This is a genomic window from Tumebacillus flagellatus (genome assembly GCF_000714935.1).
Classification (GTDB): Bacteria; Bacillota; Bacilli; order Tumebacillales; family Tumebacillaceae; genus Tumebacillus; species Tumebacillus flagellatus.
On sequence record NZ_JMIR01000051.1, the window covers coordinates 12,232 to 38,027 of the forward strand.

Annotated in this window: 27 protein-coding genes; 20 read left to right on the forward strand and 7 right to left on the reverse strand. The window is 58.3% G+C overall.

Going from position 1 to position 25,796, the window contains the following annotated elements; genetic code table 11:
* The first annotated feature begins 41 nt into the window (after window positions 1-41).
* Genes EL26_RS22020 through lpdA form a run of 5 tightly spaced genes read left to right on the forward strand, consistent with a single transcriptional unit; the run spans window position 42 to window position 5,942 of the window.
* On the forward strand, window positions 42-1,121 hold the full coding sequence (locus tag EL26_RS22020; protein WP_038094457.1) for a Leu/Phe/Val dehydrogenase: 1,080 nt from the start codon (window positions 42-44) through the stop codon (window positions 1,119-1,121).
* Between the two features lie 32 nt (window positions 1,122-1,153).
* Window positions 1,154-2,194 (forward strand): pyruvate dehydrogenase (acetyl-transferring) E1 component subunit alpha, encoded by a 1,041-nt coding sequence (gene pdhA, locus EL26_RS22025; protein ID WP_161780780.1) that lies wholly within the window; start codon window positions 1,154-1,156, stop codon window positions 2,192-2,194.
* A 1-nt stretch (window position 2,195) separates the two neighbouring features.
* On the forward strand, window positions 2,196-3,173 hold the full coding sequence (locus EL26_RS22030; protein WP_038094415.1) for an alpha-ketoacid dehydrogenase subunit beta: 978 nt from the start codon (window positions 2,196-2,198) through the stop codon (window positions 3,171-3,173).
* A gap of 14 nt (window positions 3,174-3,187) precedes the next feature.
* Window positions 3,188-4,522: a dihydrolipoamide acetyltransferase family protein gene (locus tag EL26_RS22035; protein WP_038094417.1), complete on the forward strand. Its 1,335-nt coding sequence runs from the start codon at window positions 3,188-3,190 to the stop codon at window positions 4,520-4,522.
* 1 nt (window position 4,523) lies between these two features.
* Window positions 4,524-5,942 (forward strand): dihydrolipoyl dehydrogenase, encoded by a 1,419-nt coding sequence (gene lpdA / locus EL26_RS22040; protein ID WP_038094419.1) that lies wholly within the window; start codon window positions 4,524-4,526, stop codon window positions 5,940-5,942.
* A gap of 187 nt (window positions 5,943-6,129) precedes the next feature.
* On the opposite strand, the gene EL26_RS24225 is transcribed toward lpdA, so the two are convergent.
* Both EL26_RS24225 and EL26_RS22055 read right to left on the reverse strand, forming a co-directional pair.
* Complete coding sequence (locus EL26_RS24225) at window positions 6,130-6,624, reverse strand: hypothetical protein (protein ID WP_052036700.1); 495 nt, start codon at window positions 6,622-6,624, stop codon at window positions 6,130-6,132.
* Window positions 6,625-6,999: 375 nt separating this feature from the next.
* Entirely contained in the window at window positions 7,000-7,761 is a 762-nt protein-coding gene (locus tag EL26_RS22055; RefSeq protein ID WP_038094421.1) for a class I SAM-dependent DNA methyltransferase, read from the reverse strand.
* Between the two features lie 399 nt (window positions 7,762-8,160).
* On the opposite strand from EL26_RS22055, the gene EL26_RS22060 reads away from it, so the two are divergent.
* The gene (locus EL26_RS22060; protein WP_038094423.1) at window positions 8,161-8,514 is read left to right on the forward strand and encodes an ATP-binding protein; all 354 of its coding nucleotides are present in this window, start codon (window positions 8,161-8,163) and stop codon (window positions 8,512-8,514) included.
* A 63-nt stretch (window positions 8,515-8,577) separates the two neighbouring features.
* Here the strand turns inward: EL26_RS22060 and EL26_RS22065 are convergent, their stop codons facing one another.
* On the reverse strand, window positions 8,578-9,771 hold the full coding sequence (locus EL26_RS22065; RefSeq protein WP_038094425.1) for an MFS transporter: 1,194 nt from the start codon (window positions 9,769-9,771) through the stop codon (window positions 8,578-8,580).
* A 395-nt stretch (window positions 9,772-10,166) separates the two neighbouring features.
* Here EL26_RS22065 and EL26_RS22070 point away from each other — a divergent pair, with 395 nt between their 5' ends.
* Both EL26_RS22070 and EL26_RS25660 read left to right on the forward strand, forming a co-directional pair.
* Complete coding sequence (locus EL26_RS22070; RefSeq protein ID WP_038094427.1) at window positions 10,167-10,850, forward strand: TerC family protein; 684 nt, start codon at window positions 10,167-10,169, stop codon at window positions 10,848-10,850.
* A gap of 88 nt (window positions 10,851-10,938) precedes the next feature.
* On the forward strand, window positions 10,939-11,082 hold the full coding sequence (locus EL26_RS25660) for a hypothetical protein (protein ID WP_161780781.1): 144 nt from the start codon (window positions 10,939-10,941) through the stop codon (window positions 11,080-11,082).
* Window positions 11,083-11,141: 59 nt separating this feature from the next.
* Here the strand turns inward: EL26_RS25660 and EL26_RS22075 are convergent, their stop codons facing one another.
* The 3 genes from EL26_RS22075 to EL26_RS22085 all read right to left on the reverse strand — a co-directional run bounded on the left by EL26_RS22075 (window position 11,142) and on the right by EL26_RS22085 (window position 13,270).
* On the reverse strand, window positions 11,142-11,960 hold the full coding sequence (locus EL26_RS22075) for an alpha/beta fold hydrolase (RefSeq protein ID WP_038094429.1): 819 nt from the start codon (window positions 11,958-11,960) through the stop codon (window positions 11,142-11,144).
* Window positions 11,961-12,093: 133 nt separating this feature from the next.
* Window positions 12,094-12,417, reverse strand: coding sequence for an iron-sulfur cluster assembly accessory protein (locus EL26_RS22080; protein WP_238546170.1), 324 nt, complete (start codon window positions 12,415-12,417; stop codon window positions 12,094-12,096).
* A gap of 73 nt (window positions 12,418-12,490) precedes the next feature.
* Window positions 12,491-13,270 (reverse strand): hypothetical protein, encoded by a 780-nt coding sequence (locus EL26_RS22085; RefSeq protein ID WP_038094431.1) that lies wholly within the window; start codon window positions 13,268-13,270, stop codon window positions 12,491-12,493.
* Window positions 13,271-13,576: 306 nt separating this feature from the next.
* On the opposite strand from EL26_RS22085, the gene EL26_RS22090 reads away from it, so the two are divergent.
* The 6 genes from EL26_RS22090 (at window position 13,577) to EL26_RS22115 (ending at window position 21,191) form a co-directional block, all read left to right on the forward strand.
* The gene (locus tag EL26_RS22090) at window positions 13,577-14,569 is read left to right on the forward strand and encodes an ABC transporter ATP-binding protein (protein WP_038094433.1); all 993 of its coding nucleotides are present in this window, start codon (window positions 13,577-13,579) and stop codon (window positions 14,567-14,569) included.
* Window position 14,570: 1 nt separating this feature from the next.
* Window positions 14,571-15,416 carry an ABC transporter permease gene (locus EL26_RS22095; protein WP_238546171.1) on the forward strand — a complete coding sequence of 282 codons (846 nt, stop codon included), beginning with the start codon at window positions 14,571-14,573 and terminating at the stop codon, window positions 15,414-15,416.
* Window positions 15,400-16,206: an ABC-2 family transporter protein gene (locus tag EL26_RS22100; RefSeq protein ID WP_038094435.1), complete on the forward strand. Its 807-nt coding sequence runs from the start codon at window positions 15,400-15,402 to the stop codon at window positions 16,204-16,206. Before EL26_RS22095 ends, EL26_RS22100 begins: the two co-directional genes overlap by 17 nt.
* 120 nt (window positions 16,207-16,326) lie before the next feature.
* Window positions 16,327-17,232 carry an ABC transporter ATP-binding protein gene (locus tag EL26_RS22105; protein WP_038094437.1) on the forward strand — a complete coding sequence of 302 codons (906 nt, stop codon included), beginning with the start codon at window positions 16,327-16,329 and terminating at the stop codon, window positions 17,230-17,232.
* Window positions 17,225-18,175, forward strand: coding sequence for an ABC transporter permease (locus tag EL26_RS22110; RefSeq protein WP_038094439.1), 951 nt, complete (start codon window positions 17,225-17,227; stop codon window positions 18,173-18,175). The genes EL26_RS22105 and EL26_RS22110 overlap by 8 nt, the downstream gene beginning before the upstream one ends.
* 229 nt (window positions 18,176-18,404) lie before the next feature.
* Window positions 18,405-21,191 (forward strand): PAS domain S-box protein, encoded by a 2,787-nt coding sequence (locus tag EL26_RS22115; protein ID WP_052036701.1) that lies wholly within the window; start codon window positions 18,405-18,407, stop codon window positions 21,189-21,191.
* 59 nt (window positions 21,192-21,250) lie between these two features.
* Here the strand turns inward: EL26_RS22115 and EL26_RS25965 are convergent, their stop codons facing one another.
* Entirely contained in the window at window positions 21,251-21,562 is a 312-nt protein-coding gene (locus tag EL26_RS25965) for a hypothetical protein (protein ID WP_193789843.1), read from the reverse strand.
* Between the two features lie 153 nt (window positions 21,563-21,715).
* On the opposite strand from EL26_RS25965, the gene acpS reads away from it, so the two are divergent.
* The 6 genes from acpS to EL26_RS22150 all read left to right on the forward strand — a co-directional run bounded on the left by acpS (window position 21,716) and on the right by EL26_RS22150 (window position 25,626).
* Complete coding sequence (gene acpS, locus EL26_RS22125) at window positions 21,716-22,090, forward strand: holo-ACP synthase (RefSeq protein ID WP_038094443.1); 375 nt, start codon at window positions 21,716-21,718, stop codon at window positions 22,088-22,090.
* Between the two features lie 131 nt (window positions 22,091-22,221).
* Window positions 22,222-23,220: an outer membrane lipoprotein-sorting protein gene (locus EL26_RS22130; protein ID WP_038094445.1), complete on the forward strand. Its 999-nt coding sequence runs from the start codon at window positions 22,222-22,224 to the stop codon at window positions 23,218-23,220.
* Between the two features lie 103 nt (window positions 23,221-23,323).
* Window positions 23,324-24,487 (forward strand): alanine racemase, encoded by a 1,164-nt coding sequence (alr, locus tag EL26_RS22135; RefSeq protein ID WP_038094447.1) that lies wholly within the window; start codon window positions 23,324-23,326, stop codon window positions 24,485-24,487.
* A gap of 202 nt (window positions 24,488-24,689) precedes the next feature.
* Window positions 24,690-24,941, forward strand: coding sequence for a CopG family ribbon-helix-helix protein (locus EL26_RS22140; RefSeq protein WP_038094469.1), 252 nt, complete (start codon window positions 24,690-24,692; stop codon window positions 24,939-24,941).
* A gap of 4 nt (window positions 24,942-24,945) precedes the next feature.
* On the forward strand, window positions 24,946-25,296 hold the full coding sequence (locus EL26_RS22145; protein ID WP_038094449.1) for a type II toxin-antitoxin system PemK/MazF family toxin: 351 nt from the start codon (window positions 24,946-24,948) through the stop codon (window positions 25,294-25,296).
* Between the two features lie 72 nt (window positions 25,297-25,368).
* Window positions 25,369-25,626, forward strand: a complete 258-nt coding sequence (locus EL26_RS22150) for a hypothetical protein (protein WP_038094451.1) — start codon at window positions 25,369-25,371, stop codon at window positions 25,624-25,626.
* The last annotated feature ends 170 nt before the right edge of the window (window positions 25,627-25,796 follow it).

Below are 25,796 nucleotides of genomic sequence, written 5' to 3' on the forward strand. Positions count from 1 at the left end.
CGGATCGTTTTTTTCAAAGAAAATCAAGGGGTGTTCATAAAGTGGGAATCTTTGACGAGATGGCCAAGTATGGTCATGAACAACTGCACTTTTTCCAACATCGCGGCACGAAGCTCAAAGCGATCGTCGCGATTCACAACACGGTGATGGGCCCGGCGCTCGGCGGCTGCCGGATGCGCCCGTATGCAGACGAGGAAGAAGCGCTGTTTGACGTGCTTCGCCTGTCGCGCGGCATGACGTACAAGTGCGGCGTGGCCGATGTCGACAACGGCGGCGGCAAGTCTGTGATCATCGGCGACCCGCACTCCGACAAAACACCGGAGCTGTTCCGCGCGTTCGGACGCTATGTAGAGGGCTTGGGCGGACGCTTCTACACCGGGACGGACGTCGGCACCACTCCGCAAGACTTCGTGCATTCGCAGCGCGAGTCGTCCCGTTTCGTCGGCTTGCCGCTGGAGTACGGCGGTTCCGGCAACACGGCGATCCCGACGGCGCTCGGCGTCTTTCAAGGTATCCGCGCCACGGCGCGCGAACTGTGGGGTCATGAAGACTTGACCGGCAAAACGTTCGCGGTGCAAGGCGTGGGCAAAGTCGGTGCTCTGGTGGTCGACCACATCGTGAAAGCGGGCGGCCGCGTCTACATCACCGACGTGCACCAGCCGTTCCTCGACGCGTTGGTGGAAAAAACGCCGCGAGAGCACATGCTCGGTGCGGTTTCACCGAATGAGATCTACGGACTTGACGTCGACATGTTCATCCCGTGCGCGCTCGGCGCGATCTTGAACGACGAGACGATTCCGAACTTGCAGTGCAAAGCGGTCGTCGGATCGGCGAACAACCAATTGCTCGATCCCGAGAAGCACGGCGCGATGCTGCATGAGCGCGGCATCCTGTTTGCGCCGGACTATCTCGTCAACGCCGGCGGCTTGATCCAAGTAGCCGACGAGATGAAGGGTTACGTGCCGGAGCGCGTGCTCGCCAAGACCAACTCGATCTACGAGATGCTCGTGCAGATCTACAAGCATTCCAAGGAACAAAACATCCCGACTTGGCTGGCGGCCGACCGTCTCGTGGAAGAGCGGATTGCCCGCGTCAAGGACTTGAAAAGCGTGCGCGTCTAATGCTTTCCTTACAGACAAAGGGGGAGGACCTCATGCAACCGACAGAACAGCAACAATTGCCTGCAAACAATGAAACGCTGTCGAACGATCTGCTCCTCGACATGTACCGCTCGATGATCCTTGTGCGTCACTTTGACCGCCGCGCCGTCCATCTGCAGCGCACGGGCCGACTGGGCACGTACGCGCCGCTGGAAGGGCAGGAAGCGGCTCAGGTCGGGTGCGGGTATGCGTTGCAAAAACACGATTGGCTGTTCCCGACGTACCGCGAGCACGGTGTTTCCATCGTGCACGGCATGCCGATGGAGACGATCTTCCTCTATTGGAACGGGCGTCCGGAGGGCTGCGTGCCGCCGGAGGGTGTGAACATCTTCCCGGTCTCGGTGCCGATTGCGACGCAAGTGCCGCATGCGGTGGGCGCGGCTTGGGCTGCGAAGCTCAAGGGCGAGAACCAGATTGCCGTCGGCTTCCTCGGCGACGGCGCGACATCGGAAGGGGACTTCCATGAAGCGATGAACTTCGCCGGCGTGTTCAAACTGCCGGTGATCATCTTCTGCCAGAACAACGGATATGCGATTTCGGTGCCGCTCTCCAAACAGACCGCCGTGGAAACTCTTGTGGAAAAAGCGGCGGGGTACGGCGTGGAAGGCGTGCGGGTCGACGGCAATGACATCGTCGCCGTCTACGAAGCGGTGAGCCATGCGGCGGAAAAAGCCCGCCGCGGCGACGGCCCGACGTTTATCGAAGCGGTGACGTACCGCTACGGCTCGCACACGACGGCCGACGAGCACTCCCGCTACCGGGAAGCGGCCGAAGTGGAAGCGTGGAAAGCGAAAGACCCGATCGACCGTCTCAAGACGGTCTTGATCGAGCGCGGCGTCTGGAGCGACGAGCAAGACGCAGCGGAGTGGGAGCGCGTGGACGGATTGGTGCAAAGCGCGATCGACAGCATGCAAGCGACGCCGCCCGTTCCGCATGACCGCTTGTTCGAGTACAGCTACGCGGAATTGCCGCAAGAGTTGGTGGAACAGCGCGACGAGATGCGCGAACTGTACGGAAAGGGAGGGGCGAAGTGACATGGCCAAGATGACGATTTTGCAAGCGATCACCGACGGTTTGCGCGTCGCCCTGCGCGAAGATGAACGCGTGCTGGTTCTCGGCGAGGACGTCGGCGTCAACGGAGGCGTGTTTCGCGCGACGGATGGGTTGCAGGGCGAGTTCGGCCCGCACCGCGTCGTCGACACCCCGCTCGCCGAAGCGGGCATCATCGGCTCTTCTGTAGGTCTTGCGGTCAACGGGATGCGTCCGATTCCGGAGATTCAGTTTTTTGGCTTCATTTATCCGGCGATGGAGCAGATCGTCGCCCATGCGGCGCGGGTGCGGATGCGCTCGCAGGGCCGTTTTTCCTGCCCGATGGTCATCCGGGCTCCGTACGGCGCGGGGATTCGCGCACCGGAATTGCACGGGGATTCGCCCGAGGCGTTTTTTGTACACCAGCCGGGAATCAAGGTGGTGTGCCCGTCCAATCCGTATGACGCCAAAGGCTTGCTGCTCGCGGCGATCGACGATCCGGACCCGGTGCTGTTCTTGGAGCCGCTGCGCATGTACCGCGCCTTCCGCGAAGAAGTGCCGGAGGGGCGTTACACGGTGGAACTCGGCAAAGCGAACGTCGTGAAGCCGGGCAAGGATGTGTCTGTTTTTGCATGGGGAACGATGTTGCGCGTGGCGCTGGAAGCGGCGAAATCGGCGGCGGAGAAGGGCCTCGACGTGGAAGTGGTCGATCTGCGCACGCTCTCGCCGCTGGACCGCGAAACGATCGCCGCGTCGGTGAAAAAAACCGGCCGGGCGGTCGTCGTGCACGAAGCGCCGAAATCCGCCGGGGTCGGCGCGGAAATCGCGTCGGTGATCCAGGACGAAGCGTTCCTGTATTTGGAGGCTCCGGTGATGCGCGTGGCAGGTTATGACACGCCGCAGCCGCTGTTCTCGCTGGAAGACATCTACGCGCCGGATGCGAAGCGGATCTTGCATGGCATCGACAAGGCGATGAACTTCTGAGGAGGTGTTGAGGTTTGACCGTCGCATTTAAACTGCCGGATGTCGGCGAAGGCATCCACGAAGCGGAGATCGTCCGCTGGCTGGTCAACGTCGGCGACTCCGTTCGGGAGTTCGACCCGATCGTCGAGGTCCAAACGGACAAAGCGCTCGTCGAGCTTCCCGCTCCGACGACCGGCACGATTTTGGAAATCAAAGCGGAGGCCGGGCATCTCGCGCATGTGGGCGATGTGATCGTGGTCTTCGGAAACCCAGGCGAGGCGGCGGCAGAAGCGCCGTCTGCAAACACGGGAACTGCCGAAGCGTACGTTTCGGCGGCGTCGGGTACGGCCGCTTCTGCAACTGCCGCGGCTGTTTCCGCTCCGCAGAGTTCGGCTTCCGTTTCTCACCCGGCGGGGCGTCCGCTCGCAACTCCCGCCACGCGCAAACTGGCGCGTGAATTGAGCGTCGATTTGAAGCTCGTGCCGGGCACGGGCAAAGCGGGGCGCATCACGAAAGAAGACGTGCAGCGATTCCATGCGGACGGGGCTTCTGGTTCTGTTTCGGCCGCTCCGGCAGCTGACGAGTCTCCGTCTGTCGCGACCGCTCCTGCTGCGAAGACCGTCGCTCCGACTCCCGCCCCCGCGCCGTTAACGCCGGGAGCGCCGGGCACGGAAGAGCGCGTTGCGCTGCGCGGATTGCGCCGCACGATCGCTCAGCGCATGGTGCACTCGGCGTTTACGGCGCCGCACGTCACCGCGTTTGACGATGTGGACATGACGGAGTTGATTCAGTACCGCAAGCGGGCAAACGAAGTGCTCGCCGACCGCAACATCAAGCTCACTTACCTGCCGTTTCTCCTGAAAGCGCTGGTTTCGGCGCTCAAAGCGTTCCCGTACCTCAACGCGCACATGGACGACGCCGCCGGTGAGATCGTGTTGAAAAAAGACTACAACCTCGGCATCGCCGTCGACACGCCGGACGGTCTGCTCGTGCCGGTCGTCAAGCACGTCGACCGCAAGAGCATCCTCGACTTGGCGGCGGAGATCAAAACGCTCGTCGACAAAACGCAATCCCGCACGCTCGACGTGTCGGAGATGAAGGGCGGGACGTTCACGATTTCGAACATGGGCCCGATCGGCGGGCTGTTTGCCACCCCGATTCTGAATTACCCGGAAGTCGGCATTCTCGGCATCCACAAAATCGAGGAAAAACCGGTCGTGCGCAACGGCGAGATCGTCATCCGCTCGATGATGAACCTCTCGCTTTCGTTTGACCACCGCGTCATCGACGGCGCAACGGCGGTGCGTTTTATGAATCACATGAAGCGCCTGCTGGAAAACCCGAACCTCATGTTCTTGGAGATGAACTGACATGGTAGTCGGAGATATCGCAGTAGAAACGGAAGTTGTCGTCATCGGCGGCGGACCCGGCGGGTACGTGGCCGCCATCCGCGCCGCGCAACTCGGCAAAGACGTGACGTTGATCGACAAAGACACTGTCGGCGGCGTCTGCCTCAATCGGGGATGCATCCCGTCCAAAGCGCTGATCCACGCCGCGAAAACGGCGTCGTCCGCACGCAAAGCGGATGTGATGGGGATCAAAGTGAGCGGCGTGGAAGTTGACATGGAGCAAGTGCAAGTTTGGAAGGGCGGCGTCGTGCAAAAACTGACCGGAGGCGTCTCGTCCTTGCTGAAAGCAAACGGCGTCCACGTCGTCTCCGGCAACGCCGTGATCATGGCGGACAACCGCATCGGCGTGGAGACGGCGAAGGGGATGGAGTATTTCAAGTTTGAGCACTGCATCCTCGCCACCGGCTCCCGTCCGGTGCAGCTTCCGGCGTTTCCGTTTGACGGCGAGTACATCCTCTCGTCGACGGAAGCGTTGACGCTGACCGAAGTTCCGTCGTCGCTGCTGGTGCTCGGCGGCGGGTACATCGGCCTGGAATTGGGCACGGCGTATGCGAAACTCGGCAGTCAGGTCACCGTGATTGAGATGGGGCCGAACCTGCTGCCGGGCGTTGACCCGGCGCTGGTGCAGATCGTCAAGAAAAACCTCAAGAAGCTCGGCGTCGAGATTCTCACCCAAGCGGCGGCGTCGAAGTATGAAGTGCGCGAAGGAAAACTGCAGGTCACCGTGGACGTGCAAGGCCAAGAGCAAGTCCTGCGCGCAGACAAGATGCTCGTCACCGTCGGCCGCCGTCCGAACACGGAAGAACTCGGCTTGGAGCAGGTGGGCTTGCAGCCCGATGCACGCGGGTTCTTGGAGACGGACGCGCAGATGCGCACGCAGCATCCGAACATCTATGCGATCGGCGACATCACGCACGGCCCGATGCTCGCTCACAAAGCGAGCAAGGAAGGCATCGTCGCGGCGGAAGCGATTGCCGGGCATCAAAGCGCGATGGACCCGGTGGGCATTCCGGCTGTGATCTTCACCGACCCGGAGATTGCGACGGTCGGCTTGAGCGAGTCGCAAGCGAAGGAGCAGGGAGTGCGCGTGGTGACGGGCAAGTTCCCGTTTGCCGCAAACGGACGGGCTTTGACCACGAACGACGGAGACGGGTTCTGCACCGTCGTGGCGGAAGCACAGACGGGCGTCGTGCTCGGCGTGCACATCGTGGGGCCGGAAGCGTCGACGTTGATCGGTGAAGCGACGCTGGCGTTGGAGATGGGCGCGACGCTGGAGGACTTCCACTTGACCGTGCATCCGCACCCGACGTTGACGGAAGTGCTGATGGAAGCGGCAGCCGATGCAGACGGCGTGGCGGTGCACATCGCCAAGCGTCGATAGTGGCAACTGGATACAAGCACGTATCAAAAAAATACACCCTGACCGAATGCCACCTGCAATCGGTCAGGGTGTATTCGTTTTTTGGTGAAGCGGACAAGGGAAAATTGACTGGATCGAGAATCCCGGAGAAGGAAACTGATCATACGGGGAACGGACGTGCGAAGGAAATTCGAATGTGAAATAGAGGTTATTTCTTGCGGCCTTTGCGCAGCTTGCGGATTTGCATCTCGTGTTTCTGAACCATCCATTTGATCTTGACGACTTCTTCGGCGAGATCCATGAATTCGCCCTTGGTAACCATCTCCGCGCGCATGGAGCGGATTTCGCCGATCAAAATGTCAAACTTCCCATCAATCCGGGCCTCCATCGACTGCATATCCCCACGGAGTTGAGAGCCCATCTCCTGAATCTCCCCGCGAAGGCGACCTTCCGTTTCTTGAATCTCCCCGCGAAGACGACCTTCCGTTTCTTGAATCTCCCCGCGAAGACGACCCTCCGTTTCTTGAATCTCCCCGCGAAGACGACCCTCCGTTTCTTGAATCTCCCCGCGAAGACGACTTTCCGTTTCTTGAATTTCTCCGCGAAGGCGACCTTCCGTTTCTTGAATCTCCCCGTGCAGATGCCCTTCCAGAGTGTCGCAGCGTTCCATGACGGCGCGGAACATGACGGCGTTGTCACTCATCGTGTACTCACCTCCTCTCTCGTTGCTATCCCTAGCCTACCAATCTCCCCCTCCTTAAAACAAGCCCCCGCTTTGATCTAAAAACTGCCTCAAAGTTGTTAAAAAAGTCCCGACCCTCCCAGTTCTTTTCTCCTCCCCATGTAAATTTGGATTTTGCTTTTTTAGGTATTCGATCTGCGCCTTCAAATACGTATGTTCCTCTTCGTGACTACTGAAGTGTTTCTTGTTCCACCGACCACGGTAATCCTCGAAAGACTCTCCGGCATTATGTTTGTTTATCCAGTTTATAATCTGTGTTGAACCCATGATACCATGGGTTCTTTTTTCACTGTCTACCGTAAGGGGATAATACCATGCCCGCCAGTCCTTTTTTCTTTACTTTCGACCCGCCAAGAAGAGAAACAGCGGAATCCGTGCCCGCCGCAAGTACTCCCCTTCCGAATCAAAGCGCTCGCGCACCGGTTTGGACTCCCGCAGAGACTCCACCGTAAACCCGGCTGCCTGCACCAGCGCGAAGTACTCCTCGATCGTGCGATGGTACTTCACCACTTCGCCCCCCAGCCACGGCTGTTGGCGCGGCCCGCTGAGGAAGTAGTCGTCGACGATCCAACTCCCGCGCCGCGCGCTCTCTTCCAAACTCGCCGAGCAACTGAGGATCGCCGGATGCTCTACGGAGAACACCAAGCGCCCGCCGGGAGCCAAGAGTTCCCGCACTCGATGCAGCACCGCCGCCAAGTCCTCCAGATAGTGCAGCGCCAGCCGCGACACGACCAGATCAAATTGCCCCGGTGCAAACTCCAAGTTTCGAATGTCTTGGTGTACCACCTCGATCCGTCCCGCCGGAGCTTCCTCCTGATACAGTCCCGATTCCCGAAGCAGCTCCCGCGCTTTTTCCACCATCTTGGCCGAGCCGTCCACGCCGACGTAAGAAGCGGCGCCGCGAGCGAGCAGTTCCACGCCGCACGACGCATCGCCGCACCCGAGGTCGAGCACCCGCAAGCCCCTCACATCACCGACCAACTCTGTAAAAACCGGCCCTTCCAACACCGCGTTGGCGCTCTCTTTGCGGACCCGGCGCTTCCAATACTCTGCGAAAATCTTCGGATCCTCATAAAATTCCGAACCTTGATAGACCACGCCGCCGTCACTCCTCTCTCTCAATCGGCAAACATTGTAACATAGAATCTCCTTTTTTATCCAGTAGGTACGTTTCCCCCCGCGAAGGGCAGGATGATGATACACTAGGATCTGGGCGAAGGATCATGACGCCGTCGCCTTAGCAAAAGGGGAAGATCGGGTTTGCAAACCAAGGAGTACGAAGCGGACGCTGAAGAAGATCTTTTTGCACAACAACAACCATTTCGAATCCATTCTCGGCATACGGTTGATCGACCTGTTTGTCGATTGGGATTTCGAGCGTGACAAGTCGGTTTTTCTCTTTCTCTTGAAGCCGACCGACCCAGTGAAACAGCCCGAGCGGCAATGAGACGGACCCGATGTTTCGGGAGCCGGACATGAGCTCAAACGAATGTCCCTGTGAAAGGGGGATATCCGTTTGAGCTCTATATATTTTCTAAACAAAGGGAGCCGATCGCGCTCAACAAACGCTTCACCGTGGATCGCGATTCGGAAGACGCTCTGTTCCTCCAAGGCGACCCGCTCCTGCTCGAACGACTGATGATCCACCTGATCTCCCAAGCGCTTCTCCATACGCCCGCCGAGGAGACCGTCCTGCTGAAGGCGCGCCGTGAAAAGTGGGGGATCTTTCTGGAGGTGCACGGGTATGAATCGGGCGATCAACTCTTCGAAACACACCGCCTCGTGGAAGCGGTCGGCGGACACCTGCGCGTCGAAAGCAACACCGCGTGGATCGGACTGCCGCTTGATTGACCCCACTCTTTTTCGCTCCAAAAAAGCCCTGGCTCGCAACTTCACCGGCGAGCCAGGGCTTTTTTACATGGCATGAGGGACTTTCTCTTCCGTTCGAATTTTCTGCGGGCCGCCCCTGCGAAACGCGAACGACAGGGCGACAAACAGCGCCAGCATTCCGCCGAGCACGTAGAACATCAAACCCGGCATGCTGGTGCCGAGGAAGTACCCGTTGACGCTGGGGGCGACGAGGTTGGCGATCCCGAACATGATCGAAGCGATCGCGCCTGCCGTCGAAATCAAACCAGGAGCCAGGATGTCGGCGGCAAAGGCGAGACCGAGGGTGTAAAACGACCCGACGAACGCTCCGGCGAGCGCCAAGAGGATCATCATCGCCCAGACTTGCGAACTCACCAACGGCAACAGCAAGAAGCAACCGGCGCCGACGGCGGCGCAGAGCACCATGACTTTTTTGCGTCCGGCGCGGTCCGACCAGCGCCCGAGCGGCATCTGCAGCACGAGCGAGCCGACGACGAACGACGGCAAGAGGATCGACACCCAATCGAGCGACAGGCCGGAGCGCACCGCGTACACCGGGAAGTTGACGTTGAGCGACGATTCCATGTAGCCGTACAGGAACGGCGGAATCAACGCCAGCCAACTGAGGCGCAAGACGTCGAGGTAGCGGTTGTTTCGGCTTTCCGTTTGCTCCACCGTTTCCGGATAGGCGTTCTTGAGCGGAATCAGCATGAGGAACGCGGCCGCGTAAAACACCGAAATCGCGAGGAACGGAGCCCAGATTCCGTAGTCGACCAACAGCATGCCGAGCGGCCCGAATGAGAAGCCGGCGCTGTACGCAAACCCGTAGATCGACAAGTAGCGGCCGCGCCGCTCCACAGGAGCGATCGCGTTCACCCACAACTGCGCCGAGTAGTGCAGCGCCATGTCGCCGATTCCAAGCAACAGCCGGAGCACAAACCAGATCGCAAACCCGCGAAACACCGGCAAGAGCAGAGAGGACGCACTTACGAGCGTGAGTCCGAGCAAGATCGTCGTGCGGTACCCGAACTTGCGCAGCGGAATCTCCATCAGCGGCGAGACGAGGAGGATGCCGATGTACAGCGCCGCCGCATTGACCCCGTTGGCGACCGTGGAGACGCCGGACTTCTCCAGCAAGACGCTTAGCAACGGCAGCGTCAGCCCTTGGCTCATCCCGGCGATGGCGACGACGAGCAACAGCGTGACAAAAACATAGCGATGCGAACGAGTCTTTTTCATGAGAGTACAAATTCCTTTCGATCTGAAAACATGCCGTTTCGCACGTGACACACATTTCTGACACACTCATCATAACGGAAACCAACGGGAGGCTCAATGAGGGAAGTGAAAGAAGCTGCTCTCTCGCCATGCTCGTTTCGTTTGGTGTTTGACTTTAGCCCAAGCAAAGAGTAGACTTAAACCATCAAAGGGGAGTAGCTTGCAGGCATTCGTCCGTGCCTGTGACAGCGTTTCGTCATGACGAGGTTCTTCTGTCTCCAGAGAGATCGGAAGCCTCCGGGCGTTGTCAACCAAAGCGTGTGTAGCGAGACCTTTGCCGATTTCACGGCAGAGGTCTCTTTATTTTTGTCTGAAATCGGGAACATTGGAAGTGGAGGACGAGAGGAGGAATCAGGATGGTTGATTTTCTAATCGGTCTCTTTAGCATCATCATCATCGACTTGGTGGTCAGCGGCGACAACGCGATGGTCATCGCGCTGGCGTCCCGCAACTTGCCGGATGACCAGCGAAAGCGCGCGATTCTCTGGGGCACCGTCGGAGCCGTGGTCGTGCGCATTCTCTTGACGGTACTTGCGGTCTATCTGCTGGAGATTCCGCTCTTGCATGCGCTCGGCGGTCTCTTCCTGATCTGGGTGGCCGTCAAACTGCTTGTCGACAACGTCGGCGGTCACGATGAAGAGGCGCACATCAAGTCGCACGCCTCGTTTGGCAAAGCGATCCGCACGATCATCATGGCGGACTTGGTGCTTTCGCTGGACAACATCTTGGCCGTGGCGGCTGCGGGTCGGGGTCACATCGTGCTCGTGCTGGTCGGGTTGGCGATCTCCATCCCGATCATCGTCTGGGGGTCGAGCTTGATCTTGAAGCTGATGAACCGCTTCCCGATCTTGATCTACGTCGGGGCTGCCGTCCTTGGCTGGACGGCCGGCACGATGGTGATCTCCGACGAGATGGTCAACGACTTCTTTCACAACAACGCCGTGCTGGATTGGGTCGTGCCGCTCGTCGTCACCGTCATCGTCGTCGTGCTGGGCAAGTGGCTCGGCGGACGCCAGAAGCAAGTCAAAGCGCACGCGTAGGGGAACGGGAGATCCGTCGTGCATATTCCCGCTTCATTCCGCATAGGATGAGTCTCACAACCGATTGCCGGAAGGAGAAGGGAAACAGATGCAACCGAATCAAGCCGTTTCAACCAAGCCGTACCAGATCCCGCAGGAGTTGATCAATTCGATCCTCGCCGACTGCGGGCTGGAAAGCCTCGCGGGGGATGCCGACGTCGAACCGCTCGACGACAACATCTCCCAGCGCTAGACGCTGTCAGGACCACCTTGTAAAAAACACCACAGCCCAATCGGGTTGCGGTGTTTTTTTCATGCGTCTGCAAAAAAAGCAAGCAGCCGCACTGCGGTCGTCTCCGGAAATTCCTCCATCGGCATGTGCCCGCACTGCGGCAGCAACTCCCACTCGGCATGCGGGAGCAGCTCGCGGTACTGCTCGCCGATGCGCACGGGCACGATCCGGTCTTGATCGCCCCAGAGCAACAGGGTCGGGAGCCGAGGCAGCGAGCGGACTTTCTCCGGGTCGATGCCGCCCTCGCGGTGTTTGACCAACTGGCGCACGGCCCGCGGAAACTCGGCGCGGCGGTACGGCTTCAGATACCCCTCGGCGACGTCGGGAGCGAAAGCACCCGCCTCCACCGCAATCCGCTTGATCGACCGCTGAAACCCGCGTTCGGAAAACAGCTTCGGAACCAGCCGGTTCATCCAAGCCCCGGAGAGCAGCGCTCGTTGCCACGGCAGAAACGCCGGGCGGAACCCGTCCGCCGACACCAACGCCCACTGCCGAAACGGAGCAGCGTTCTGGTCGACCATGTGCACGGAGATCTCGCCGCCCATCGAGTGTCCGACCAGGCGCACGCCTTGCAAGCCGAGTTTGTCGATCAACTCATGCAGACGCCGCGCATGAGCCGATTGCGAATAGTCGGCATCTGGCGGCATGTCGCTTTCGCCAAAGCCCAGCAGGTCGACCGTGTACACCCGGTACTTGGCGGCAAGCAGAGGAATCACCCGCCGCCAGCAAAACCCCGACGCGAAGATCCCGTGCACCAACAGCACCGGTTCGCCCGCGCCGTCGATTCGCACATGCAGATTCCCGCCGCTGACTTGCACTCTGCGCACTTCCGGCTCCATCCGAAGCTCCTCCCTCGCATTTCAATATGAAAAAAGACGGGGAGCTCCCCGCCTCTTTCCGGTTACTAAGAACGGGGAGCCCCGCTCTTCACTCTCTTCTGAGAAACGGGGACCCCCCGCCTCTTCCTGACTCTTAGTGATCGCCGTGGTTGTTTTTCGACGGGTTGGTGATCTTGAACCCTTCTTGCGGGTAGAGCAAGAACTTGATGCTCAGGCCGTCCACCATGTCTTTGTTGTCCGGGCCGACGAGCAGGTCGAGACCTTGCACGGTGACGATTTCGTCTTCCGGTTTTTGCGTGTCAAACGCGAGGCCGTAATGCGCGTGGTCGCCGTGGACGTGATCCACGTAGACGCGGCATTTCAAGCTCGGGTCTTTTGCCAGTTCAGGCTCCATGGCTTCGCGAATTTTCTTCGCTGCCAGAGAGTTCATTTCGATGGTCGTAGCCAAAGTCAGCACCTCAATCTCTCTTCATAGTTGTGAGCATGGTTGTGGTATGTATGCTCCTAGTATAGCACTTCCGCACTTTCACTCAACCCTGTAACCGCTCCACCGCTCGGAAAAAACCCTCCATCAGCCGCATCTGCAACCACGTCTGCACCAGCCCGTTGACGACCAAGACCCCCATCAAGACCGGCACGTTGAAGTAGCGGTTGACCGCATACGCCAGCACGAAACTGACGATGCACAGCGTCAGAAAGTGAAAAAACGACTCCGCTTTCGAGACGGAGAGCAGCCGGCGGGCTTGTCTCATCGCGCCGAATACGCCGAGGCGCAGCACGACCGCCGCGTACTCCACATAGAGGAACCAAAACCGAAACCCGAGCATCACCAAGATCATCAGCGCGCCTAACGCAAAATTTCCCAGATTGTGCGTGATCCACCCGCCGAACGTTGAAATCACGAACGACAGCACCGCCATGACGACCAATTGCACGACCATCCAGAGAAACAGCGCCGGCCAAGCAAGCTTGGCATCTTGCGTCGCGGGCGTCGGCAACTCGCGCTTCGTCCGCGCCAGCATCCCGATGTAATACGCGCTCGCCAGCAAAAACACCACATACATCAAGCACGTCACGATCACGTGCAGCGTGTCGAACTCCTGAAACCCGATCACCGAAAACTGGTGGCGGGCCTCCAAGAGCTGCGTGATCGTCGGCAACCCGATGATCGCCGTCAGTTTATAAGAAGCAATCGGTCCCATCGTCTGCGGCGGGCCGATCCATAACCACCCCAACACCAGCAAAATCCCATCCAAGAGAATGGCAAACAGCGCCGCTTGGCGAAAGTTCGGTCTGCGAAGTTCTTCCACGGGAAATCCTCCCATCCTGATTCTTTTTGTAGTATATCATGTTGGGCTGAATTCTGCGGAATTTTGTAAATTTGTCTCTTTTCAAGAGACATGTCCACGTGATAAGATACTTTCAAGAAGCTGGAAGGGCAACTAGGGAGCCGAGGAGGAGATCTCCGTTCGAACCGAGCGTTGCCGAGCGACATCCACGAGGATGCGCTACACCATAGGGATAAAAGACCTGTGGCAAGTTCCGCTGCCGAGTTTCGGCACGGGCTTGTTCCAGGTCTTTTTTTTTATCGCAAGAGTCGTAAGGAGGGGGAACAAATGTCTTCTGTACGTGTACAAGAATTAACGAAGTCGTTCACAGTCAAGTACAAGCAAGCAGGGCTCGCCGGCAGCCTCCGTTCGCTGTTCGCTCCGCAAACGGAGGAGAAGGTCGCTGTGCAACCGCTCGATTTTACGATTGAGCAAGGGGAAGTGTTGGCGTTTCTCGGGCCGAACGGAGCGGGGAAGTCGACGACGATCAAGATGCTGACCGGCATCTTGCACCCGACGTCCGGGTCGGCGGAAGTGCTCGGGTTCAACCCGTGGCAAGAACGCCAGAAGCTCGCGTTTCACGTCGGGTCGGTGTTCGGGCAGAAATCGCAGTTGTGGTACCACTTGCCGCCGGTCGACACGTTTGAGTTGATGGCGCGCATCTACGAAATTCCGCGCGGCGAGTTTCTGAAACGCCGGGACCAGTTGGTAGAGCGCTTTGAGCTCGGGCCGTACTTGAACACCACCGTGCGCAAACTCTCGCTCGGGGAGCGGATGCGCTGCGAGATCGCGGCGGCGCTTTTGCACCGCCCGCAGATCGTGTTCCTCGACGAGCCGACGATCGGCCTCGACGTCGTCGTCAAGCAGAAGATCCGCGACCTGATCCGCGAGATGAACCGCGAAGAGGGCACGACGCTGTTTCTCACTTCGCATGACGCGGGCGACGTGGAGCAATTGTGCAAGCGCGTCATCGTCATCAACCACGGCCAAGTCATCCTCGACGACAGCGTCTCGAACATGAAGCGCGAGTTTCTCACGCACAAAACCATCCATTTGAAACTCGCCGAACTCCCGCAGCCGATCGCACTGCCGGGCGTAACGGTCGTCAAGCAAAAAGGCACGGGGATGAAGCTCTCCGTCGACACCGCGCTGACGTCGATTGAAACGGTGCTCTCGTTCATCGTCACCCACTACAAATTGGTCGACGTGACGATTGAAGACCCTTCAATGGAAGAAATCATCACGCACATCTACGAAAGGACCGGGAAAGGAGGCGTCTAAGGTGGACGTTTCAAGGGAAAAAACTTTGCGCGAGCCGCGCGTTTCCTCCTTGGCTTTGCAAGTGGCGAAGTACACGGCGGTTGGCAAGATCACCGTCCGCAACAATTTGGCGTACCTGTACGACTATCTGATTCGCTCTCTGTTTCTGCTGGTCATTCTCTATATCTTTGCGCAATTGTGGCGGGTGACGTATGACGGTATCGGCACCGCGACGATCTCGGGCTATACATTTGAACAACTGCTCTGGTATTTGGTGTTTGCCGAAGCGATGGTGCTCTCCTCCCCCCGTCTCGCCCGCCGCATCGAAGACGAAGTCAAAAAAGGCGATGTCGCCTACCAACTCACGCGCCCCGTCTCGTACCTGCTCTTTCAATACGCGCAGTACATGGGCGAAGCGTACGTGCTGGTGCCCGTGCATTTGCTCGTCGGCGGGGCGCTCGGCACAATGATGTTCGGCGTGCCGCACTTCGGGTGGGGATGGATCGGTTTTTTGCTGATATCGGTCGGGGCGTTTACGGTGAATTTCCTGTTGAACATGATTTTGGCCCTCACGTCGTTTTGGATTGAAGAGACGCGGGGATTGGAATTTGTCTACTATAAGATCGTGTTTACGCTCGGCGGGATGCTGTTGCCCTTGGAGATGTTCGGCGGGACGGTGCGGCAGATCGCCGATTGGTTGCCGTTTCAGTGCGTCGTCTACTTCCCGTCCAAGACGGCGGTTCAGTTTGACGCGGGGGAGATCGGGCACATGCTCGGCGTGCAAGCGGTCTGGGCGGCGGTGTTGACAGTCTGCCTGACGCTGATCTACCGGAAAGGAGTGAAAAAACTCAATGTCAACGGCGGCTAAGAAGTCTCTCTCCCTCTTGCAGTTTCTGCTCACGACGTGGAAGCTCAACCTCGCCGGCGCGATGGAGTTTCGGATGTCCTTTTCGATCTCGGTGGGGACGATGATTTTAAACAACTTTGTGTGGGTGTTTTTCTGGGGGATTTATTTCACGAAGTTTCCGCTGGTCAACGGGTGGACGTTGCAGGACGTGATGATGGTGCAGGCGATCGGCAACGGGGCGTTCGGCGTCGCGGCGGTTTTCTTCGGGAACTTTATCGGGATTGCCAACATCGTGTCCACGGGGCAGTTGGATACGTATCTCGCGCAGCCGAAGCCGGTGCTCTTGAACGTCTTGGTCTCCAAGATGACCGTTTCCGCGATCGGCGACTTGCTGTTCTGCCTCATCCTCTACGGGCTGTACGGCGTGCACACGGGGCTGGGGCTGGCGAAGTTTTTGTTGGCGTTGCTGATCGGCGCGGCGATCATGGTGTTTTTTAACGTGTTGGCGCAGTCGTTGGCTTTCTTTATCGGGAACGCGGAGGGCTTGGGGTTTCAGGTGTTCAACGCGTTTCTGACGGTGTCGCTGTACCCGACGAACATCTTCCACGGGCTGGGCAAACTGATTCTCTTCACGGCGCTGCCCGCCGGCTACATCTCGTTTCTGCCGATCGGACTGCTCCGGGACTGGTCGAACTCGTTCGTCTGGGGCGCCGTCGGCGTGGCGCTCGGGCTCGCGCTGTTGGCGTTCCGGGTGTTTCGGATCGGGCTGAAACGCTACGGTTCGGGGAATATGATGACGATGCGGATGTAGGAAACTCACAGAAACCTCATGAAAAACTGACAGATGGCGAAACGGCGGAACTTCTACGGAGTTCCGCTCGTCTATTTTGGTGAGGCATTTATGGCAAAAAAGGAGGAGGACACTCCCATCATGATCCAACCCGTAGTTGAAATTCGCGGACTGACCAAGGAGATCGGCGGCAAGGTGCTCGTCGACGACCTGTCGCTGGACGTGCTGCCGGGCGAAGTGCTCGGCTTGCTCGGCCCCAACGGCGCGGGAAAAACGACGACGATCCGCATGATCGTCGGTCTGATCTCCCGCACGGAGGGCACCGTCACCATCGGCGGGATCGACCTCGACCGGGACTTTGAAGGCGCGTTGGCGCAAGTCGGCGCGATTGTGGAGAATCCGGAGATGTACAAATTCATGACCGGCTGGCAAAACCTCCTGCACTTTGCCCGCATGTCCAAGGGCGTCACCGAACAGCGGATCGAGGAAGTAAGCCGACTCGTCGGCCTCGCACCGCGCATTCACGACCGGGTCAAAACGTACTCGCTCGGCATGCGTCAGCGGCTCGGGTTGGCACAGGCGCTCCTGCACCGTCCGCGCGTGTTGATTTTGGACGAGCCGACGAACGGTCTCGATCCGGCGGGCATCCGCGAACTGCGCGATCACCTGCGCCGCTTGGCGGAGCAAGAGGGCATCGCCGTGCTCGTCTCGTCGCACTTGCTCGCCGAGATGGAGTTGATGTGCGACCGCGTCGCCGTCATGCAAAACGGACAACTCGTCCGCGTGCAAACGCTGCGCGAGATGGTCGGCGAGAACGCCGCAGAGTCGGGCCGCGCGCTTCAAGTGACGTTTGAAGTGGACGATGAAGCGGCGGCGCTCGCCGTGCTGGAATCTTCTACGCTTACCCTGCAGATTCCCCGTGAGCAGATTCCGCACTTGAACGCCAAACTCGTGGGCGCGGGCATCGGCGTCTACGGCATCCGCACCTCCGCGAAGACGCTGGAAGATAAATTCTTGGAGCTGACGGGAGGCGGGGGCATTGGGTAACTTGATTCGCAATGAAAACATGAAACTCTACATACGTCCGCGCACATGGGTGCTGATCGGACTCGTGGTGGTCTCACTGATCTTCAACGCGATGTTCGCCGCCAAGCAACCGGAAGTCTCTCCGGATTGGAAAGCGAAACTCTCGAACGAGATTCAGCAGGAAACCCAACAATTGCAAGATGATCAAGCCCGCGGCGCGTTTCCTCAAAAGCAGCAACTGCTTCAGCAACAGATCAAATTGAACCAATACCGCCTCGACCACGACATCCCGCCGTCGCACACGACATCGTGGCTGTTTGCCAAGGATTTCACGGGCCAACTGGGATTGGCGACGATCATCGCCATCGTCATCGCGGGGGATATCGTCTCCAGTGAATACCAGTGGGGCACGATTAAACTGCTGCTGATTCGCCCTGTCACCCGCACCAAAATCTACCTCGCCAAGTACGCGGCGGTTTTGCTGTTCGGCCTCTTCGTCACCGTGATCATGCTGGTGTTGAGCCTCCTCGTCGGCGGTGCTCTGTTCGGGTTTGCCGGACTGTCGGAGCCCTATCTGCCGAATCTTCCGCTCGAAGACATGGTGCCGGGCTCGCTTTCGGTCGGGCAGGACCTCGTGCTCACCTATCTGACGGCGCTGCTCTATCTCTGGGTGGTGTCGACGATCGCGTTCATGTTCTCCGCCGCCTCCCGCAGTTCCGTGCTCGGCATCACGCTGACGATGGTGGTGACGGCGGCGGGGGAAGTGCTCGCCAAATCGATGCCGAACTTCTCCGGCATGAAGTTTTGGCTGTTCACGAACACCGGTCTCTTGCAGTATTTTGAAGGGGTCCCGCCGATCCCCGGCATGACGCTCGGGTTCTCGCTCGCGGTCATCGCCGCGTATGTGCTGGTGTGCCACGCGGTCGGTTGGCTTTTTTTCACGAAAAACGATGTTTCCGCTTAAGTGATTATCCCTCGCTGTTAAATTAGCGGGGGTAATTTTTTGGAATCGGGTAGGAGATGTGTCACAACCTGTCGAATTGAACGGATACCGATGTGAACAACTGAACCTGACCTTTAGACATACAGCATGAGGTGGCGCAGCAATGGGATTTGGGGTGACCAACACGGGAAGGGATGTCCAGACACCACGACGACACTGTCGGGAGTACCGAACGGAGGAGGAGGAAGCGTTGCTGGAGAACGAACGGCGGTTGCGCACGCTGATCGATGCCATGCCGGACTTCGTATGCTTTCTCGACATAGACGGACGATGGCTGGAAATCAACCGGTACGGACGTGAATTGCTGAACCTTCAGGAACACGACATTCGAGGGAAGTCACAAGCGCAAGTCGAAGCAGAGTACCCGCTTTTGGCGGTGTTGATCCAAGCGGATGAAGCTTCGGACGAACAGCTCTTGCCCGTCGAGAAGCGCATTCCCCGCCTCGACGGGACGGAAGCGGTTTTTGACGTGTTGCGCGTGCCGGTGTTCCAAGACGACGGCACGGTCGAAGGGCTGTTGGTCGTCGGGCGCGACACCACGGAGCGGCACGCGATGATCCAAGACCTGCTGGAGAAAGAAGCGCTCTACTCGTCGATCATGGAGGGCTCGCCGATCGCCATCTCGCTCAACCAGGCGGGCAACGTGGTCGTGCTCAACGACGCCACGTTGGAGATGCTCGGCGTCAAGCCGGGCGAGAACTTGCTGGGACGCTCGATCGTCGAGTTCATGCACCCGGACTTCATCGCCAAGATGCAGGCCAACGCCCACGTGAAGGGCCGCCGGGAGTATGCGGAGGAATGGATCTATCGCATGGACGGGCGTTTGATGCCGGTGCATGCCGTCGTCTCCCCTGTCACGTACAAGGGCAAGCCGGCCATGCACATTTTTATCAAAAGCCGCACGGAGATCAAGCAGGTGGAGGAAGAGCTTTCCCGCAGCGAAGCGAAGTACCAGATGATCGCCGAGAACACGTCCGACTTGATCTCGCTGATCGACACGGGCGGCATCGTGCACTATGCGTCGCCGTCTCACGAAGCGCTGCTCGGGTACCCGGTCGACCAACTGATCGGGCAAAAAGGCGCGTCGATCATCGCGCCGGAGGACGTCCGCACCTCCATCGAGAGTTTCCACCGCTGCGTGCAGGAGCGCCGTCCGGTGGTGATGGAGTTTCGCTGTGTCACGAAAAACGGCGACCTTGCAATCTTCGAAGGGAAATGCTCGCCGATCTACGACGACGAGGGCAACATCTCGCGGATCATGGTCGTCTCCCGCGACATCACCGAGCGCAAACGTCAGGAGCGGGAACTGGAAGAGAACGAACAACGTTACAAATCCTTGTTCGAGTACAACTTGAACGCTGTAATCTCGCTGGATCTGCAAGGGAAGATCATCTCGATCAACCGGGCGGCCGAAGAGCTCAGCGGGTTTACGATGGAGGAAGTCATCGGCAAACCCCTGCTGCGTTTCGTGCCCAAGCGCACCGTCCACAGATCTTGGCTTTCGATTGAGAAAGTCAAGGGCGGCGACACCCCTCATTACGGCGAATTCAAGTGGCTGAACAAACGCGGCGAAGAGTTGACGGTGGAAGTGGCGCTGATGCCGATTCACGTCAACGGCGAAATGACCGGTGTTTACTGCACGCTCAAGAACGTCACGGAGCAAAAAAGAGCCGAGGCGCTCATCTCGCACATGGCGTACTATGATGCGCTGACGGAGCTGCCGAACCGCACGCTGTTTCGCGATCACCTCCGCACCGCGCTCAAGCAGCGGGCGGAAGACGAGATCGTCGCCATTTTGTTTTTGGACCTCGACCATTTCAAGCATGTCAACGACACGATGGGTCACTCCGTCGGCGACATGTTGCTGAAGATGATGGCGGGCCGCCTGCAAGACAGCTTGCCGGACGCGATGTCTTACAGCCGCAACAGCGGCGACGAGTTCGTGGTGCTGTTGACCGGCGTGAAGGACCGCGAACAGGTGGAGGAAGCGGCGCGCAAAGTCGTGGACGCCATCCACGCGCCGTTTGCGCTGGGCGGCCAACTGCTCTACTTGACGGGCTCGATCGGGATCGTGCTCGCGCCGGAACACGGCGAAGACCCGGAGACGATGTTGCAGCACGCCGACATCGCGATGTACGACGCCAAGGACAAGGGCAAGAACAATTATCGCTTCTTCGACTACATTTTGACCGAGCGGATGGCGAAGCGGGTCGAGTTGGAGCGGTCGATGCGCACGGCGTTGGAGAACGACGAATTCGCTCTGTACTACCAACCGCTCGTCGATGCGCAAAGCGGACGCGTCGTCGGGGCCGAGGCGCTGATTCGGTGGTTCCGACCGGGCCACGGCATGGTCTCGCCGGCGGAATTCATTCCGATCGCGGAAGAGACCGGCTTGATCGTGGACATCGGCGACTGGGTCATCCGCACCGCCTGCCAGCACCAACAGGCGTGGCGCAACAACGGATTTGCCCCGATTCATCTGTCTGTCAACCTCTCGACCCGGCAGTTCCAAGAGCCGAATTTCTTGGATCGGGTGCGCCGCGTGGTGGAGGAGACGGGCGTGGATCTGAACGGAATCGGATTTGAGATCACGGAAAGTTTGATCATGCAGGACGTCGATTACGCGATCAAGATGCTGAATGAACTGCGCAGCATGGGCAGCATCATCTCGATCGACGACTTCGGCACCGGCTACTCCTCGTTGGCCTACCTCAAGAAATTCCCCATCGACAAGCTCAAGGTCGACCGCACGTTCGTTCGCGACATCACCACCCGCGCCGAAGACGCGGCGATCACCAAGACGATCATCACCCTCGCCAAGAGTCTGCACTTGAAAGTGGTGGCGGAGGGCGTCGAGACCGAAGAGCAGATTGAGAAACTGCGGGAACTGCAATGTGACGAGTTCCAAGGTTTCTACTTCAGCAAGCCAGTGCCCGTCCAAGACTTCACGATGATGTTGACGCCTTTGCTTTCGTAATTCGCACGAGAAAAGCAAAACCCCTGTCCAACGCGCGAGGACAGGGGTTTTTTCTGAAGTTAATCGCTGCTCCCGCCGCCGCTATCGCCACCGCCGCTATCGCCGCCGCCGCCGTCAAAGCCGCCGGAGTGATGATGCCCGCCTCCGAAATCCCAGCTGTGGTGATGGTGATGACCGTCGTGATGGCGATGATGTCCGCCGTGGCGAACGTGGTCGTCGTCGACGCCCGGGTTGACGCTGTTGTCCACAAAGTTGTTGTCCACAATAAACGAATCATGCTTCGTCCGGCGAGGTTGCAACGGACGCGGGCGCGGCCCGTTGGCCGAGTTGGCGACGGAGACACAAACCAGCACGAAAAGCCCGACAACCATCACTAAAATCAGGAAGCCCATCCACAGCCCTCCTTGGGTTTGAAATTTGTCACTCTCCTCCAGTATACGGGAGAACCCCGCCATCCGTCACGGACAAGGAACCAGTGGATCAGGTACAATAAAGAGACCAGCACTTTCCAAGGAGGTTTTTTCATGATCATCGGAACCGGAATCGACATCACGGAAATCGAGCGCATCGCCGGCCTTCTCGAACGCCACGGCGCGACGATATGGAAGCGCATCTTGGCACCCGAAGAGCGCGAAATGTACGACAGCCCGCGCCGCCGCGCCGAATATCTCGCCGGACGCTGGGCCGCCAAGGAAGCCGCGTCCAAAGCGCTCGGCACCGGGATCGGCAAAGTCTCGCTCCAAGACCTCGTCATCACCAAAAACGACCTCGGCGCACCGTCGCTCACGCTGCGCGGCTACGCAGCCGAACGCGCCCTCGAACTGGGCGTCACCTCCACGCACGTGTCGATCTCGCACAGCGACAAGTACGCCGTCGCGCAAGTCATCCTCGAAAAATAACTTGTACATAATGACGGTTGGACAGGAATAGACATGTACCAGAGTGCAGATGCACAACACTCGATATATTTCCCGGGTAATTCCGACAAGTCTCACACAGGACTGTCGAAAAAATGGGAGGAGTTGAGCAGATGAGAAAGCCCTGGTACCTCGTCTTTCTCAGCCTCTTGATTCTGTCGCTCACCCTAGTCGGCTGCGGCAAGCAGAATCAAGAAACGGTGCTGAAGGACCTGACCAACGTTAAGCAAAACCTGCAATCGTACGAATCCAAAGCGACCATGACGGTCACAGCGAACAACTCGCAACAGAAATACTATATCGAGACTTGGTACCAAGCCCCGCATTATTACCGCATTGCGCTGGGCAACGATCCGAGTCAGATCACGCAGGTGATCGTGCGCAACGATGACGGAATTTTCGTCGTATCGCCGCAACTCAAAAAGAGCTTCCGGTTCAAGGGAGACTGGGCGGAGAACCAAGGCCATGTCTATCTCTACCACGCCGCGCTCGACCGCATCTTGACGGCGCAGGATAAAAAATTCGCGACCGGCGACGGCAACGTGTCGTTCTCGATGAAGATGGAACCGGAGAATCCGCTGGTCAGCACCCAGCGCGTCACCCTGAAAGACAACGGCTACGAGCCGAAACAGATCGCGCTCTTGGACAAAGACGACAAGTCGATCGTGTCGGTCGACTTCACTTCCTTCAAAACCGGCGTCGAATTCAAAAAAGACGCATTCACCCCGGAATCCGCGATGGCGATGGCACAAAGCGGCACCCAACCGGTCATGGCGGGTGCGAAAGACTTCGGCGTGATCGAACCGCGCTACGTGCCGGAAGGGGCCAAACTGCTCGAACCGCAAGAGACACAATCCAGCGTCATGCTGCGCTATTCCGGAAACGACCCGTTCACGATCATCGAATCGCGTCCGGCTGCCAAGGATTCCAACTTGCATACCGGCGAAATCGTCGACCTCTGGGGCACGGCGGCTGTCATGACCGGCGCAGAGGGCGAGACCCGCACGATGCAGTGGTTCCAGGACGGCGTGGAGTTTTCGCTGACCGGCAAGATGGCGACCGACGACATGGTGCGCGTCGCGCAATCGATGCTGAAAGCGGACGGCAAGTAACTTGATGGAAAAGGGTGTCTGGTTACAGACACCCTTTCTTTGCAGGACACTTGCTTGCCATGTCGAACAGGTTAGGTTATACAGAAGGAAAGAAGGGAATCAGATGTTTGTACGACCGACGTGGGCTGAAATCCACTTGGACAACCTCGCGCACAACATCCAAGCCATTCACGCACAACTTCCGGCGGGCACGCGGCTGATGGCCGTCGTCAAAGCCAACGGATATGGACACGGGGCCATACCCGTCGCGCGAAAAGCGTTGCAAAACGGAGCTACTTATCTGGCCGTCTCCTCGGTGGACGAAGGGATCGAACTGCGCAAAGCAGGCATCCATGCGCCGATTTTGGTGCTCGGGTACACGCCGCCGGGACAAGCAGCGCTGGTGGTCGAACACGACTTGACGCAAACTCTCTACCAAGAGGAAATGTTGCACGCGTTGAGCAAGGAAGCGTTGGAAGCGGGCAAGTTGGCCAGAGTCCACGTCAAAGCGGACACCGGTATGGGCCGCATCGGATTCACTTCGGTGGAAGAGACGGTCGCGTTCGTTCGGTTGGCGCAAAGCACAGCCGGCGTTGTCGTCGAAGGGTTGTTCACGCACTTCGCGACGGCAGACGAGGCCGATTTGTCGTATGCACAGGAACAAGTGTCGCGCTGGAACGACATCTTGCGCGCGCTCAGTGACGTTGGTCTACAAATTCCGCTTCAGCATATATCCAATAGTGCGGGCATTTTGAACTTCCCGCACATCACCGGCAATATGGTGCGCCTGGGCATCGCGATGTACGGGTATTATCCGTCGCAAGAAGTGCCGCGCGACGTGGAACTGCGCCCCGTGATGCGGTTGGTGTCGCAGATCGTCCATCTGAAGGACGTCGAATCCGGCACGAAAATTTCCTACGGCGCGACGTTTGAAGCCAAGCGCCCCAGCAAGATTGCGACCGTTCCGATCGGCTATGCCGACGGATATTCCCGCTCGCTCTCGAACCGCGGCGAGATGCTCGTGCGCGGGCAGCGCGCCCGCATCGCCGGACGCGTCTGCATGGATCAATTGATGATCGATGTGACCGACATTCCGGACGTGGAAGTCGGCGACGAAGTGGTGCTTTATGGAAGGCAGAGCGAGAACGAAATCTCGATCGATGAAGTGGCAAGCGCAATGGGAACCATCTCGTATGAAGTGTGTTGCGCCGTCGGGAGGCGCGTTCCCCGCTTGTACATGGAAGGCGGGGAAATTGTCGAAGTACGTTCCATGAATACAACCTTGTAACGAACGCAGACATGAAATCAAATCAGGTTGGGAACGTTGAAGGAGGGACCTGATTCCCCACAGAGATGGATAGATCCGGTATACGTGCCCGCATGCTTTGACATACTTAGGCTATGATGGGTATAATACGTGTGGATGTCTGTGGAGATTAGGTAGTATTGTTGCTTGGAGGTGCCGCGTGTTGTCCAAAACCAAACGCATTATGGTCAGTGTTCCGAATCATCTGTTGCAGGAAGTTGATGGCATTGTTGAGGCAGAGAATCTCAATCGCAGCGAGTTTATCCGTGAGGCCATGAACTTGTACCTGCTGGAGAGAAAGAAACGCTACATCCGGGAATCGATGCAAAAAGGCTACCTCGAGATGGCGAAGATCAACCTTAACATCGCATCAGAAGCGTTTTTGGCGGAGGAAGAGGCGGAGACAACTCTAGACCGTTTAGTAAGCGGGGTGTGAGTCGGTGAATGTGAAGCGCGGCGACATCTATTTTGCTGATTTATCGCCCGTTGTTGGCTCTGAACAGGGCGGTTTTCGGCCTGTGTTGATCATTCAGAACGACATTGGCAATCGATTCAGCCCTACCGTGATCGTCGCGGCGATTACAGCACAGATTCAGAAGGCGAAATTACCCACCCACGTGGAGATCGACGCTAAGACTTACGGTCTGGACCGCGACTCCGTGATTCTACTGGAACAGATCCGCACGATTGATAAACAGCGGTTGACCGATAAAATCACCCATCTGGACGACGAATTGATGTCCAGAGTCAATGAATCCCTTTCGATTTCGTTGGGATTGATCGATTTTTAGAGAAAAGAGCTGAAGTGGATTCAGCTCTTTTTTCATTGGGCACACTACCCCTCGGAAGGGGGAGTTTCAAATATGGAGATCAAACCGCATTTGCAACGCCGTTCCGACTTCATCGGCAACAACCCCGTCGCCGAGCACAACGATGCCGGCATCCTCGTCCTGCGCGACGGCAACCAGTACCGGTTCGCCGTGGAACTGGACGTAGACACGGTGGTTGAGGTGGAGCAAACGGATCAAAAAGAACAGGTCACCTACATCATCGACAGCTTGCGCGAACGGCTGCCGGCGATCAAGGACCGGTTTGGAGACTGCTATCCGGAAGAGTCCTAAAACCAAATCGCAGAAAATAAAACCACCTGAATCTCTTCAGGTGGTTTTATGCATTGCATGAAGCTTGGACACTCCGCTTAGCCGACGAGATTGTCGTGGCCCGGCCGTCCTTCGCGGACGATGTACGCGGTTTGGACACTGTTACCGGTCGGAAGTCCTTCGCGGACGAT

Coding starts and splice junctions, on each gene's coding strand:
- EL26_RS22140 (WP_038094469.1), top strand. CDS start 24,690: ATGGTCAGTGTTCCGAATCATCTGTTGCAGGAAGTTGATGGCATTGTT.
- lpdA (WP_038094419.1), top strand. CDS start 4,524: ATGGTAGTCGGAGATATCGCAGTAGAAACGGAAGTTGTCGTCATCGGC.
- EL26_RS25660 (WP_161780781.1), top strand. CDS start 10,939: ATGCAACCGAATCAAGCCGTTTCAACCAAGCCGTACCAGATCCCGCAG.
- EL26_RS22065 (WP_038094425.1), bottom strand. CDS start 9,771: ATGAAAAAGACTCGTTCGCATCGCTATGTTTTTGTCACGCTGTTGCTC.
- EL26_RS25965 (WP_193789843.1), bottom strand. CDS start 21,562: ATGGTTGTCGGGCTTTTCGTGCTGGTTTGTGTCTCCGTCGCCAACTCG.
- pdhA (WP_161780780.1), top strand. CDS start 1,154: ATGCAACCGACAGAACAGCAACAATTGCCTGCAAACAATGAAACGCTG.
- EL26_RS22130 (WP_038094445.1), top strand. CDS start 22,222: ATGAGAAAGCCCTGGTACCTCGTCTTTCTCAGCCTCTTGATTCTGTCG.
- EL26_RS22070 (WP_038094427.1), top strand. CDS start 10,167: ATGGTTGATTTTCTAATCGGTCTCTTTAGCATCATCATCATCGACTTG.
- EL26_RS22150 (WP_038094451.1), top strand. CDS start 25,369: ATGGAGATCAAACCGCATTTGCAACGCCGTTCCGACTTCATCGGCAAC.
- EL26_RS22075 (WP_038094429.1), bottom strand. CDS start 11,960: ATGGAGCCGGAAGTGCGCAGAGTGCAAGTCAGCGGCGGGAATCTGCAT.
- alr (WP_038094447.1), top strand. CDS start 23,324: ATGTTTGTACGACCGACGTGGGCTGAAATCCACTTGGACAACCTCGCG.
- EL26_RS22030 (WP_038094415.1), top strand. CDS start 2,196: ATGGCCAAGATGACGATTTTGCAAGCGATCACCGACGGTTTGCGCGTC.
- EL26_RS24225 (WP_052036700.1), bottom strand. CDS start 6,624: ATGAGTGACAACGCCGTCATGTTCCGCGCCGTCATGGAACGCTGCGAC.
- EL26_RS22105 (WP_038094437.1), top strand. CDS start 16,327: ATGATCCAACCCGTAGTTGAAATTCGCGGACTGACCAAGGAGATCGGC.
- EL26_RS22100 (WP_038094435.1), top strand. CDS start 15,400: ATGTCAACGGCGGCTAAGAAGTCTCTCTCCCTCTTGCAGTTTCTGCTC.
- acpS (WP_038094443.1), top strand. CDS start 21,716: ATGATCATCGGAACCGGAATCGACATCACGGAAATCGAGCGCATCGCC.
- EL26_RS22090 (WP_038094433.1), top strand. CDS start 13,577: ATGTCTTCTGTACGTGTACAAGAATTAACGAAGTCGTTCACAGTCAAG.